11 protein-coding genes and 1 tRNA gene are annotated in these 12268 nt (G+C 64.0%); 7 read left to right on the forward strand and 5 right to left on the reverse strand.

All coding sequences use genetic code 11. From position 1 onward, the window contains the following. The first annotated feature begins 403 nt into the window (after positions 1 to 403). Positions 404 to 1285 carry a transglycosylase SLT domain-containing protein gene (locus tag AC1DVM_RS11975; protein ID WP_477254655.1) on the forward strand — a complete coding sequence of 294 codons (882 nt, stop codon included), beginning with the start codon at positions 404 to 406 and terminating at the stop codon, positions 1283 to 1285. On the opposite strand, the gene AC1DVM_RS11980 is transcribed toward AC1DVM_RS11975, so the two are convergent. Both AC1DVM_RS11980 and AC1DVM_RS11985 read right to left on the reverse strand, forming a co-directional pair. Beyond that, positions 1240 to 2562 carry an MFS transporter gene (locus AC1DVM_RS11980; RefSeq protein WP_477254656.1) on the reverse strand — a complete coding sequence of 441 codons (1323 nt, stop codon included), beginning with the start codon at positions 2560 to 2562 and terminating at the stop codon, positions 1240 to 1242. The two genes, AC1DVM_RS11975 and AC1DVM_RS11980, sit on opposite strands and share 46 nt — an antisense overlap. A 133-nt stretch (positions 2563 to 2695) precedes the next feature. Beyond that, positions 2696 to 2953 (reverse strand): hypothetical protein, encoded by a 258-nt coding sequence (locus AC1DVM_RS11985; RefSeq protein WP_477254657.1) that lies wholly within the window; start codon positions 2951 to 2953, stop codon positions 2696 to 2698. A 163-nt stretch (positions 2954 to 3116) separates the two neighbouring features. On the opposite strand from AC1DVM_RS11985, the gene ggt reads away from it, so the two are divergent. The 4 genes from ggt to AC1DVM_RS12005 all read left to right on the forward strand — a co-directional run bounded on the left by ggt (position 3117) and on the right by AC1DVM_RS12005 (position 8280). Then, positions 3117 to 4865: a gamma-glutamyltransferase gene (ggt, locus tag AC1DVM_RS11990; RefSeq protein WP_477254658.1), complete on the forward strand. Its 1749-nt coding sequence runs from the start codon at positions 3117 to 3119 to the stop codon at positions 4863 to 4865. Between the two features lie 88 nt (positions 4866 to 4953). Continuing rightward, positions 4954 to 6012, forward strand: a complete 1059-nt coding sequence (gene rfbB, locus AC1DVM_RS11995) for a dTDP-glucose 4,6-dehydratase (RefSeq protein ID WP_477254659.1) — start codon at positions 4954 to 4956, stop codon at positions 6010 to 6012. A 51-nt stretch (positions 6013 to 6063) separates the two neighbouring features. Beyond that, a complete protein-coding gene (gene rfbD, locus AC1DVM_RS12000) occupies positions 6064 to 6957 on the forward strand; it encodes a dTDP-4-dehydrorhamnose reductase (RefSeq protein ID WP_477254660.1) in 894 nt (297 codons plus the stop codon). Between the two features lie 132 nt (positions 6958 to 7089). Beyond that, positions 7090 to 8280: an O-succinylhomoserine sulfhydrylase gene (locus tag AC1DVM_RS12005; protein WP_477254661.1), complete on the forward strand. Its 1191-nt coding sequence runs from the start codon at positions 7090 to 7092 to the stop codon at positions 8278 to 8280. 25 nt (positions 8281 to 8305) lie between these two features. On the opposite strand, the gene AC1DVM_RS12010 is transcribed toward AC1DVM_RS12005, so the two are convergent. The 3 genes from AC1DVM_RS12010 to AC1DVM_RS12020 form a co-directional block, all read right to left on the reverse strand. Next, positions 8306 to 8617 (reverse strand): hypothetical protein, encoded by a 312-nt coding sequence (locus AC1DVM_RS12010; protein WP_477254662.1) that lies wholly within the window; start codon positions 8615 to 8617, stop codon positions 8306 to 8308. Between the two features lie 93 nt (positions 8618 to 8710). After that, a complete protein-coding gene (locus AC1DVM_RS12015) occupies positions 8711 to 10072 on the reverse strand; it encodes an NAD(P)/FAD-dependent oxidoreductase (RefSeq protein WP_477254663.1) in 1362 nt (453 codons plus the stop codon). A 171-nt stretch (positions 10073 to 10243) separates the two neighbouring features. Beyond that, positions 10244 to 10319 (reverse strand) — tRNA-Glu (locus AC1DVM_RS12020). 110 nt (positions 10320 to 10429) lie between these two features. Between AC1DVM_RS12020 and AC1DVM_RS12025 the strand changes: the two genes are divergently transcribed. Further along, positions 10430 to 11425 (forward strand): RluA family pseudouridine synthase, encoded by a 996-nt coding sequence (locus tag AC1DVM_RS12025; protein WP_477254668.1) that lies wholly within the window; start codon positions 10430 to 10432, stop codon positions 11423 to 11425. Between the two features lie 196 nt (positions 11426 to 11621). Next, the coding region (locus tag AC1DVM_RS12030; protein WP_477254664.1) for an RNA polymerase factor sigma-32 at positions 11622 to 12268 on the forward strand (647 nt) is incomplete at its 3' end.

The raw sequence follows: 12268 nt of genomic DNA on the forward strand, positions 1-12268 counted from the left end.
AAGCTTCGCCTGTCGCCGGAAAAAATGTGTTTCAGGGGAAAGTTTGCCCCGTCGATCCCCTATCTTCAGGGAGGCGACGGGTCGTCGCACTTGGTGCAGACTTCGATCTGTAAAGGTCAAGCTGACCTATTCTGAACACATCAGGAGGTGATGAGGCCGGCCATCCGAAATCAAAAAGCACTGCGAGCTGCTTTCTGTGCAGCAGCGCGGCATCCCACTGGGGGTTTCCTGTATGAGAACCGACCTGACGGCGTCAGATGACGCTGGACAGACTGAATGTTATTGCAAAAGCAAGTTTCTAGTCTGCATTTGTGCTTCGACTCCGGACACATATTCTTTAATTAATCCTTTCCGCTTCGATGGGTTCCGCCGCTGTTTGCTCGGCATCGTATTCGGCCTCTGCATGACGGTTGATCTGGCGGCGGGCGCCGCGATGGCCGCGCAGGACCGTGATCTGGCGCAGGTCTCCGCGAGCGATCCCCTGGAGGCGCTGACAATTCCGGCCGCGGCGGATATTCGCGACGTCCGCGCCACCATCATTGCCGGCCTCGCAGCCGCACACGCGCCGGACGAACTGCATCCCGACGAGACCGACGCCGTTTCGAGTTCGTATCTGACTTTCGGGGACCACCGGGTACCCATCTGGATCGTCGATTCGATTACGCGCGGTGCGCAGGCAAGCGGCGCGGACCCGGTCTACATGATGGCGCTCGCCGACAAGGAATCGAGCTTCATCCCACACAACAAGGCCGCGACCTCGTCCGCCGAAGGACTCTTTCAATTCATCGCCGGCACGTGGCTGGAGGCCGTCCGCTCATTCGGAGCCAAGCATGGCTACGCTGCGGAAGCTGCCGCCATCGAAATGGTCGGCGGCCAGCTCATGGTGCCGGACGAGCGAATGCGCGAGCATATTCTCGGTTTGCGTCGCAATGCCTACGTGTCGGCCTTGATGGCGGGTGAGTTGAAGATGCGCGATACAGCGACCATCGAAGGAAAGCTCGGCCGTAAAATCAGCCGGTCCGAGTTCTACCTGTCGCATTTCTTCGGGGTCGACCGGGCAAGAAAATTTATGAGCCTGGTCGACGACAAGCCCAAGCAGAGCGCGCCGCGCTTGTTTCCCGCCGCCGCGCGGGCCAACAAGGCCCTGTTCTACAAACAGGTCGGCCGCAAGACGAAGCAGCTCACAGTGGCGGAGGTCTATGAGAAAATCGACGCCATGATCGACACCCGACTCGATCGCTACGAGGGCGTGCTCGACTTGAGAGTGGCCGAAGCAGCGCTCTGACCGGCCTCGTCATGGGAGACGGGCTTCGCGACGGCGGCTGCATCCCCGGCGTGCTCCGGTTCCGACGGAAGAGTTAAGGAAGCAGCGGCGGAACTCGTCGCTGGCACGTCGGCAAACGTGCCTTTGACCGGATCGCGCCGCAGCATGCGAATCCGCACGAGCACGAAGATTGCAAGCATCAGCGAGACGATGGCCGAATAGACGAACAAGCCGTTGGGCCCGAGCCAGTCCATCGCCATCGCTCCGATGAGCGGCCCGATGGTGACGCCGGTGGCCCACGAGAACAGAAGCGTGCCAACCGTCGAGATGATCTGATCGGGCTCGACGATATCGCACGCATGCGCCACACAGACCGAGTAGACGCAAAGGGCCGTCCCGCCCCACGCCGCGAAGGCGAACAGCAGGAAGGTTTGCGCGCCATACGTGCTCGCCACCAAAATCGCGAGGGACACCGCGCAGGTGGCGCCGGCGAGGGAAGCGATCACGTAACGCCTGTCGGAGCGGTCCGACCACCAGCCAAGTGGCCATTGCATCACGAGACTGCCGGCCTGCAGCGCGAACAGAAGGGCCGCGGCCTTGTCCTGGCTGAGCCCGATGCTGACGCCGAAAACCGGCGTGATGGCAATCACCGGCCCGTTGATGAGACCGACCGCGAAAGCTCCGATCACAGCGGACGGAACGACGGTGAACAACGCGCGCACGCGAATCCTGACCGTGCGCGGCGGCGGCGGYTCTGCGGTCGATGTCGCGGCGATGGGCAGCAGCGACAGCGACAATATCGCACTGACGGCGAGAAACAGACCGTCGGTCTTGATGCTGCCGAACGCGATACCGAGCGGCGACAGCATCAGGGCGATCTTGGTCGCCATCATGTAGATCGAAAGCGTCCTGCCACGGTGGGACGAAGTCGCGCGAGCGCTGATCCATCCATCCGTAACGGTGAAGATGCACGCGAAGGTCATGCCCGAGGCGCCTCGCAGAAGCGCCCATGCCAAGGTCGAATGCGCCTGCGTCATCGCCAACACGAGAACCGCGACGATCGCCGCGAGGCTCGCGAAAGCGCGGATATATCCGACATGTCGGATGAAGAGCGGAGCGAGGAAACACCCGGACGAGAATCCGAGCCCGTAGGCTGCCGCGACGATGCCGATCGCCGAAATCGGCAATCCCTCGGCCTGCATGCGCAGCGGCATCAAGGCCTGCAAGAGCCCGTTGCCAGCCTGCAGCAACGTGGCGGCGGCCGTAATCGTCCAGATGAGAGAAAGCGAGGAGGTCACGGCAAACAGGAGTTGGGAAGCAACGGGCGCGTCTTACCGTAGAAGAGGGCACCCGCCGCGATAGATCAAGGTGAATTCCACGGCGGGGCCAAAAAGGCGGTCGCGCGCGCGACAGGCAAGCCTTTCGCGCCGTTTACGAGTCCGACGACCCGCGGGTTTCCCGGTGTCGGGCGACTTCCTGGAAGCTGGCAAAGAGATAGAAGCCATTGAACCGCACGCCGGTTGCTGCGGCCTGCCTGTCGAATCCCAGCGGCCCGGCGCGTGGGTTCTCAAGGCGCCCTTCAAAGCGCCAATGCGGGCCAACCACGAAAGGCGGAACAGAACGTTCCTCCGGGACCGCGCAGGAGAGTCCGTCCGGGCCTGTACTCCGAAAGAGATTGTAGGCGTACATGGAAGACCTCCCCAAACCGCGAATCACTTCTTGAGGACGCATACTCGGCCAACACCTTGGCGGGAGTATGAACCCGCGGAAGGCAAAATGCGAGTCGCCGTTGGCGGGTCGGCGGATCCCGGGCTAGCATGACACATCGAATGATCAGCGAGGGAGAATCGCCATGGCGCGTTACATCAAGCACGGCCGTTGGAGCGTTGGCCTGATCGCCGCCCTGATGTTCCCGGGATATGTCCTCGCACAGGCCCTCGCCCCGGCGCCCGAGGCGCCGACCGGTCGCGCGGCAAAGACATCCGGGTCGGCCACGCGCGACATGGTAGCGGCGGCCAATCCCCTCGCTGCCCAGGCCGGCCGCGAAATTCTCGCCGCCGGCGGAAGCGCGGTAGACGCGGCCGTCGCGGTGCAATTGGTTTTGAACCTGGTCGAGCCGCAGAGTTCCGGCATCGGCGGCGGGGCCTTCATGGTGTTCTGGGATGGGACGGCCATGACCACGCTGGACGGCCGCGAAACGGCGCCCGCCGCCGCCAAGCCCGAGCGCTTTCTCGGACCGGACGGCAAACCGATGAAATTCTACGACGCGGTTATCGGCGGTCGGTCGGTCGGCGTCCCAGGCACCATCCGCCTCCTCGAGACCGCGCACAAACGCTGGGGCAAGTTGCCCTGGAACCAGGTCATCGAACCGGCCGCAAGCCTCGCGGAGAACGGCTTCACGATTTCGCCCCGGCTGAACGGCTTGCTGAGCCAGGAGAAATACCTCGCCGGCGACCCGGCTGCCCGGGCTTATTTCTATGATCCCGAGGGCAAGCCGAAGGCCGTCGGAACGGTCCTGAAAAACCCTGCTTTCGCCAAAACGCTGCGTTTGATCGCCGATAAAGGTGCGGACGCCTTCTACACCGGCGAGGTTGCCGAGGATGTTGTGGCGACCGTAACCGGCCATGCCGCCAATCCGGGCGACATGACCCTTGACGACCTGAAAACCTACAAGGTGGAGGAGCGGCCGGCTCTGTGCGGTCCTTATCGGCGCTACACGGTCTGCGGCATGGGTCCCCCGAGTTCCGGCCAGGTCGCCGTACAGCAGATCCTCGGGATCCTCCAGGAGACCGACATGGCGGCCCTCAAACCGGGTCCCGAGGCGGTGCACTGGATTTCGGAGGCCGGTCGCCTCGCCTATGCGGATCGCGCGCTCTATCTCGCCGATCCGGGCTTTGTCAGCGTTCCGGTCAAAGGTCTTACAGACGCGGGCTACCTCAAGGGACGGGCCGCGCTCGTCGACCCGTCTCGCTCCATGGGCAAGGCGAAGCCCGGTGAACCGCCATTCCAGAAGACGTTCCGGTGGGGCGCCTCCGAGGGCATCGAGTTCGGGACGAGCCACATGTCCATCGTCGACCGCAACGGTCAGGCGGTGTCGATGACGACCACCATCGAGGACGGCTTTGGCGCGCGGCTGATGACCAAAAGCGGCTTCCTGCTCAACAACGAGCTCACCGATTTCTCCTTTGCGACGGTCGAGGACGGGAGGCCGGTGGCGAACCGGGTCGAGGCGGGAAAGCGGCCCCGCAGCTCGATGGCGCCGACCATCGTTCTCGATGAAAACAACAAGCTCTACGCCGTCGTCGGATCCCCGGGAGGGAGCCTCATCATCAATTACGTCGCGAAGACGCTCGTGGGCCTCCTCGACTGGAAGCTGGACCCACAGGTGGCCGCCGACCTTCCCAATATGGGAAGCCGAAACGGCCCGACCGAGCTGGAAGCCGGGACCGAGGCAGCCGAATGGAAGGCGGGACTGGAGGCGAAGGGACACGACGTCAAGCTGATCGACCAGAATTCCGGCATTCACGCCATCGTGGTCACGCCCGCGGGACTCGTGGGCGGCGCTGACAGCCGGCGCGAGGGCGTGGCCATCGGGAACTGAGCCTGGGACGCCTGCCGGAGCGCCCAACTTTGACGAAACAGGGTTCTTGTCGCAGAAGGAGCGCGTAAGAAGTTTCGCGAGGACGCATATGAAAAGGTTTCTGGTCACCGGCGGGGCCGGCTTCATCGGCTCGGCGGTCGCCCGGATGCTGGTTCGCGACACGCCCCACGAGGTCATGGTGGTCGACAAGCTCACCTATGCGGGCAATCTCGACTCGCTCAAACCGGTGGCCAACAGCCCGCGCTACCGCTTCGAGCAGGCCGACATCGTCGATGCGGACAGGATGCGGTCGGTCATCGAGAGCTTCAGGCCGGATGTGGTCATGCATCTCGCGGCCGAGAGCCATGTGGACCGTTCCATCGACGGCCCTGGCGCCTTCGTCCAGACCAACGTCGTGGGCACCTTCGCGCTCCTGCAGGCAAGCCTCGCCTATTGGCGCTCCCTGTCATCCGCCGGGCAGGAGGCCTTCCGGTTCCACCATATCTCGACCGACGAGGTGTTCGGCTCTCTCGGGGAAGAAGGCTTCTTCCACGAGGAATATCCCTATCAGCCGACTTCGCCCTATTCGGCCTCGAAAGCTGCGTCGGACCATTTCGTCCGGGCCTGGAACCACACCTATGGCCTGCCCACGATCGTCACCAATTGCTCCAACAATTACGGGCCCTTCCATTTCCCCGAAAAGCTCATTCCGCTGATCATCCTCAATGCCCTCGAGGGCAAGCCGCTTCCCGTCTACGGCCGGGGCGACAACGTCCGCGACTGGCTGTTCGTCGACGATCACGCCCGGGCGCTCATTCTCGCGGCCGAAAAGGGGCGACCCGGCGAGACCTACGCGATCGGCGGTCATAACGAACGCCAGAACATCGACGTGGTCCTGGGGATCTGCGCGCTTGTGGACGAACTCGCGCCGAACGCCGCCATCGGGCCGCGCGAAAAGCTGATCTCTTACGTAAAGGATCGGCCCGGTCACGACCTACGCTATGCTATCGACGCGTCGAAAATCGAGCGGGATCTCGGCTGGCGGCCGGAGGAAACCTTCGAGAGCGGCCTTCGCAAGACGGTCGAGTGGTATCTGGCGAACCGGGATTGGTGGGAACGCGTTCGCTCCGGCGGCTATCGCGGCCAACGTCTCGGGATCGTGGCCTGAACCTTCCCTCTTGCGCCGGGTTTTCCGGCTTTATCTGACAGGGTGTATTCCGTGCGTGTTCTGGTGATCGGCAAAGAGGGTCAGGTGGCGCGGGCGCTGTCCGAGCGGGCGTCGGCGCACCGAGCATCCATCGTTCTGGTGGGTCGGCCGCAACTCGATTTGGCCGATCCATCCGGGGTCGGCGACGTGCTGGCGGACATCGCCGGCGACGTGATCGTCAATGCGGCGGCCTTTACGGCCGTGGACCAAGCGGAGGCCGAGCCGGACCTTGCGGACGCCATCAACGGCATCGGTGCGGGAGCCGCGGCCGGCGCCGCGGCTGCGATGAACATTCCGGTGGTGCAGATTTCCACCGATTATGTCTTCGACGGCACCGCCGACCGTCCCTATCGGGAGGACGACGCCGTATCGCCGTTGGGCGCCTACGGACGGTCCAAATTACTGGGCGAGGAGGCGGTCTCGGCTGCAAATCCAAACCACGCGATTCTCCGCACGTCATGGATCTACAGCCCATTCGGGAAGAATTTCGTCAAGACGATGCTGCGTCTGGCGCGCGATCGCGATGAGATCCATGTGGTCGCCGATCAAATCGGCGGACCCACCAGCGCGCATGACATCGCGGACGGCATCTTGGCCGTCTGCCAAAACCTTCTGGGCAAGCCCATGGACCGCACTCTCCGTGGCGTTTTCCACATGAGCGCGACGGGTACGGCAAGCTGGGCGGAATTCGCCGCCGAGATCTTTGCGCAATCGGCGCAGCTCGGTGGACCGAAAGCCGCCGTCCGGCCTGTCCCGACAACGGAGTATCCCACCCCGGCGCGACGGCCTGCCAATTCTCGCCTCGACTGCGCGAAGATCGCCGCCGTTCACGGAGTCTCCCTCCCCGATTGGCGTGTGTCGCTGCGGCCTTGTATCGAGCGTATTCTTACGGAAAAGACTGCCTGACGCGGTCGCGGAGAAAAACCGTTTCCCTTCTATGGTACTGACAGCCGTCTTCTCGCCCCTCGCCGGGCGCCGGCAGCGAATCCTACCAAAAAGACGATTGTTCTTTTTATCGAACGAAGCTAGAATTGCGGCATGACAGAGACAGCCGCACAACCCCATCGCATTGAAACGCGCCTCGTCCACGAGGGACAATCCCGCACCCCTCACGGTGAGACCTCGGAGGCGCTGTTTCTCACGCAAGGTTTCATCTACGAGAGCGCCGAGAGCGCCGAGGCACGCTTCCTCAACGAGGAGGCGGGCTACAGCTACACCCGCTATTCAAACCCGACCACGACCATGTTCGAAGAGCGCATGGCGTCGCTGGAGGGTGCGGAGATGGGGCAGGCCACGGCGACCGGCATGGCGGCCGTGACGGCGGCGATCATGGGTCAGGTCAAGGCCGGCGACCATGTGGTGGCGGCCCGGGCGCTCTTCGGTTCCTGCCGCTGGGTGGTGGAGGATCTGCTGCCGCGCTTCGGTGTCGGCTGCACGCTGGTCGACGGACCCAATCTCGATGAATGGCAAGCCGCCGTGACGCCCGCCACGAAGGCCTTTCTGCTCGAGACGCCGTCCAATCCCAGCCTGGAAATCATCGACATCGCGGGTGTCGCCGAGATCGCCCACGCGGCCGGCGCGACGCTGACGGTCGACAATGTTTTTGCTTCCCCGCTCTTTCAGCGCCCTCTCGCGCTAGGGGCCGATTGCGTGGTGTATTCCGCCACCAAGCACATCGACGGGCAGGGCCGATGTCTCGGAGGCATCATCCTCGCCTCGGTCAACTTCATCGAAACCCACGTGCAGCAATTCCTGCGCATGACGGGCCCGACGATCTCGCCCTTCAACGCCTGGGTCCTGCTCAAGGGCCTCGAGACATTGCCCATCCGCGTCGAGCGGCAGACCGAAACAGCCGGCTATCTTGCCGATTTCCTCGCCGGGCATCCGAAAGTGCAGCGACTCGTCTATCCAGGGCGCGCCGACCACCCGCAGGCGGAGCTGATCCGCCGCCAGATGACCGGCGGCTCGACCATGATCGCCGTCGAGGTGAAGGACGGCAAGGAGGGCGCGTTTCGGTTCATGAACGCCCTGCGGCTGATCCGCATTTCCAACAATCTCGGCGACGCCAAGAGCCTGGTCACCCATCCGTCGACCACGACTCACCAGCGTTTTTCGCCCGACCTGCGCCTTCAGATGGGGATCCGCGACGGTCTGGTGCGCTTCTCGGTGGGGTTGGAGCACCGCGACGATCTGCTGTCGGATCTCGACCAGGCGCTGGCGCAGGTCTAAGTCTCGCGCGCCGACGGGGTCGACCCTAGTCGGGGCTGAGTCCGGCGCCCAGGCGCAGGCAGATCAGAAGCTCCACATAACTCGGGCTGCCATCGATCTGGGTTTCGGCGGCGCACCGCTTCTGCAAGGGCTCGTTGAAGTTCGCCCATTGCGTCCGGACTTTGGCGCGGGCCGCGTCCTCGTCGGAGAGGCATTGCGTGGCGGTCTGCTGGGGCACCCCGTTCTGCGCGGAGGCATCGGCCTTGCAGGTGACGCGGGGATCGAAGTTCGGCGTCGCTTCCGCCACGGGGTTGATCAGCGACGTGGCCATCAGAAGCGTCTGCAAGGTCGTGAACATCGGGTCCCTCCGGAAAGGCGCCTCCCGTGAGGCCATATGAGAATATGCGCCTCCCCTCCCCGCTCGCAATTGTTTCTTTCCGGGTTACCCCTCTCAGAGCTGGCCGCCGTCGCCCCATCGCTCGAGCAGCGCGCTATAGGCGGCATCCTGATAGCGGGAGAGCAGGAAGGCCGGCGCATAGTCGGGCAGCGGCGCCTCTGTAATGTAGCTGGCGATGAGTTCTCCGCCTGCGCAGGACGCCATCACCCCGAAGCCCGAGAACGCGCAGGAGATGTAGGCGCCGTCGACCGGAACGGGTCCGATCAGCGGCCGGTTCTCCTGCGTCCTCATATAGTAACCGCCGTCGATGTAAGGCCGGGGCGTCTTGCCGTGATAGGCCTTCAGCGCCGGCACCATCGTCGACATGCCTCTGAGCGCGATCTCGGCGTAGTATTCCGGCTCGGGCAGCGGGAAAACGGGATCGACCGGGTCGCCATGATGGTTGAAGAGAATGAGCGTTGCCGATGCCCCATCGGGACGCCCATGCACGCCCGCGGGAAACGTCCCCAGGAGCCACTGGGCCTCTTCATCGGCAGCAAGTGCCGCGTGTTCCTCATCGCTCCAGGGAAGATGCTGCTCGTCGAGCCAGATCAGCATCGGCGCATTGCGCGGCAGGCCGCCGAGCGTATCGGGAAAGCTCACCTTGTAATGGCGCTCGGCCCTGATCGGCAGGTCGATCCCGATCATGCGCGCCATCTCGTTTTGCATGGGCCCGCCGGCGAGCACCACATGCGTCGCCGCGAGACGCTCGTCCCGCTGTTCCACATGGACCGCACGCACCCGGCCCCCGGTCGCGTCGATGCCGACGACCCGGCCTTTCACGATCTGCACGCCGCGCGCGCGGATGGCTTCCAGCATCACCATTCCGAGCTGCTGGGCGCTGAGCCAGCCGGCACGCCGCGCATGCGCGACCGCGACCGTCTCGGGCGCAAGAAACGCGAAATGCCGGCGGATCAAGCTCACATCCGTGATGACGTCCGCGCCCGTCAATCCACCGTCGAAACCGCGCTCGGGCGACGGCGTATATTCACTCTGCGGCGTATCGTGGAACCGGGCATCGCCGCCGCCATTCGTCTCGGCCGCCTTCGCCATTTCCTGAAGAAACGGGATCTTGCTCGCATCGGCGGTCGCAAACACATAGCCACGCCGATTGAGATTGATGCGATTGCCGGTCGCACGAGCGATCTCTTCGATGAGATCGAGGCTGCGGTTCATGAAGGCCGTCATGGCCCAATCGGGGCCGGGCCACCAGTTGCGGTAGGCTTCGGTCGATTTATCCGACGTCAGCGAGAGCGGATTGCCCTCGTCGACCAACACCACGTGGTCATGACCGAACTCGACGGCGAGGTGGTAGGCGGCCGCGACACCCGCGATGCCGGCGCCGCAGATGACGACTTTCGAAGACGAAGGGGGCATTCAGGCCTCATGGGTCAAGCGGCGCTGATCGTGAGGGTGTCTCGTCACAAGGTCAACAAACAGCTTGTCTTCCCCTTGCGCAGCCGCACGGCAGCCGGCACGTGGACAGGGTGAGCCAAGAACTCTTGATCGCTGAGGAGGTTACGGCAGACCGATGGTCTGCAAAACCTTTGGCGCTCCCTAGGGGAATCGAACCCCTGTTTTCGCCGTGAGAGGGCGACGTCCTGGACCGCTAGACGAAGGGAGCTAGCAAGGTTGAGGCCGCTCGTATAACCAGCCTTGTGAACCCCCACAAGCCCTTGCGCTCAAAAATCGCGCCGGGGAAGCGCAAGTCCGGCGCGATACAGGAACGAGGCCATTGTGAGCGGCGAAACGACACGAGAATGGACGGTGGAGGCCGAAACTCCGTCCGAACGGCTTGACCGGGTCACGGCCCGGCTGTGGCCGGATCTATCGCGCTCTCGATTGCAGGCGCTCATCCGGGACGGCCGCGTGGCCGTGAACGGGGTGGCGGCGCTCGATCCCAACCTCAAGGTCGGGCCTGGCGCGCATCTGGCGCTCGTCGTGCCCGCCCCCGTGGCACCGGAGCCCCAGGCGGAATCGATCGCTCTCGAAATCGTCTATGAGGACGAGGACCTCATCGTCATCGACAAGCCCGCGGGGCTGGTGGTCCATCCGGCGGCGGGCCATGCATCGGGCACCCTCGTCAACGCGCTCATCGCCCATTGCGGCGACAGCCTGTCGGGCATCGGCGGCGTGAAGCGGCCGGGAATCGTCCATCGGCTCGACAAGGACACGTCGGGCCTGCTGGTGGTGGCCAAGAACGACCGCGCGCACAAGGGCCTGGCCGACCAATTCGCCGATCACGGCCGGACCGGGCCGCTGGAGCGCGCCTATCTGGCGCTCGTGTGGGGTGTGCCGGAACGGCAGAAGGGCACCGTCGATGCGGCCCTCGCACGAGGCATCCACAACCGGGAGAAGATCGTCGTGGTGACGGGCGACAGCGGTCGCTTCGCGCTGACCCATTACGAGGTGCTCGAGCCTCTTCCCCCCGGAGCCCCCATCGCGTCGCTCGTGCGCTGCGAACTGGAGACCGGGCGCACGCATCAAATCCGCGTGCACATGGCGCATATCGGCCATCCGCTTCTGGGCGACCAGCTTTACGGCTCGGGCTTCAAGACCAAGGCCAACAGGCTCGGCGAGGATGCGCAGGCGGCCCTTCTGGCGCTCCGCCGACAAGCCCTTCACGCCACGATCCTGGGCTTCGAACATCCGCGAACCGGTGAATTTCTGCGGTTCGAGAGCCCGTTGCCCGCCGATCTCGAGCGGCTGCTGGAGAGCCTGCGGGCTTGAAGATCTCAGCGTCATTGCGTCGCAAAACGAGGGGCTGGCGGCACCTCGCAGGCGATCGCGCGTTGATCCTTTCTTGAAGGGCGCGCCTCTATTCGGACACTCTCTGGCGGAGTATAGGTGACTTGGCGTCCTGCCTCGACAGGAGGGCGCCGGGGGCTTGCCTCATGGGACGAGGGAGCCAGACAAGGAGTTTGCCATGGCCGCAGCACTTCCGGTGCTTGCTACCGAAGGGGGGCTTTCACGATATCTCGACGAGATTCGTAAGTTCCCGATGCTCGAACCGAGCGAAGAATTCATGCTGGCGAAACGCTGGCGCGAGCAGGGCGACCGCGATGCGGCGCACAAGCTCGTGACGTCACATCTGCGCCTCGTTGCCAAGATCGCCATGGGCTATCGCGGCTACGGCCTGCCCATCGGCGAAGTCGTGTCGGAAGGGAATGTGGGGCTCATGCAGGCGGTCAAGCGCTTCGAGCCCGACAAGGGCTTCAGGCTCGCCACCTACGCCATGTGGTGGATCAAGGCTGCGATCCAGGAATACATCCTGCGCTCGTGGTCTTTGGTCAAAATGGGCACGACCGCGAACCAGAAAAAGCTGTTCTTCAACCTCCGCAAGGCCAAGGGCCGGATCTCGGCGCTGGAGGAAGGCGACCTGCACCCCGATCACGTCAAGACCATCGCCAAGCAGCTCGGCGTGAACGAGCAAGATGTGGTCGACATGAATCGCCGCCTCGGCGGGGATTCATCGCTGAACTCGCCCTTGCGCGAGGAAGGCGAAGGCGAATGGCAGGATTGGCTGGTGGATACCAGCGAGAGCCAGGAGCAGTTGCTCGTCAAGGAAGAAGA

Source organism: Microvirga sp. P4_A5, from assembly GCF_056402495.1.

What these genes read in the sequence shown, in the direction of transcription:
- AC1DVM_RS11975 (WP_477254655.1), top strand. Translation starts at nt 404, where the DNA reads ATGACGGTTGATCTGGCGGCGGGCGCCGCGATGGCCGCGCAGGACCGT.
- AC1DVM_RS11985 (WP_477254657.1), bottom strand. Translation starts at nt 2,953, where the DNA reads ATGTACGCCTACAATCTCTTTCGGAGTACAGGCCCGGACGGACTCTCC.
- ggt (WP_477254658.1), top strand. Translation starts at nt 3,117, where the DNA reads ATGGCGCGTTACATCAAGCACGGCCGTTGGAGCGTTGGCCTGATCGCC.
- rfbB (WP_477254659.1), top strand. Translation starts at nt 4,954, where the DNA reads ATGAAAAGGTTTCTGGTCACCGGCGGGGCCGGCTTCATCGGCTCGGCG.
- AC1DVM_RS12005 (WP_477254661.1), top strand. Translation starts at nt 7,090, where the DNA reads ATGACAGAGACAGCCGCACAACCCCATCGCATTGAAACGCGCCTCGTC.
- AC1DVM_RS12010 (WP_477254662.1), bottom strand. Translation starts at nt 8,617, where the DNA reads ATGTTCACGACCTTGCAGACGCTTCTGATGGCCACGTCGCTGATCAAC.
- AC1DVM_RS12015 (WP_477254663.1), bottom strand. Translation starts at nt 10,072, where the DNA reads ATGCCCCCTTCGTCTTCGAAAGTCGTCATCTGCGGCGCCGGCATCGCG.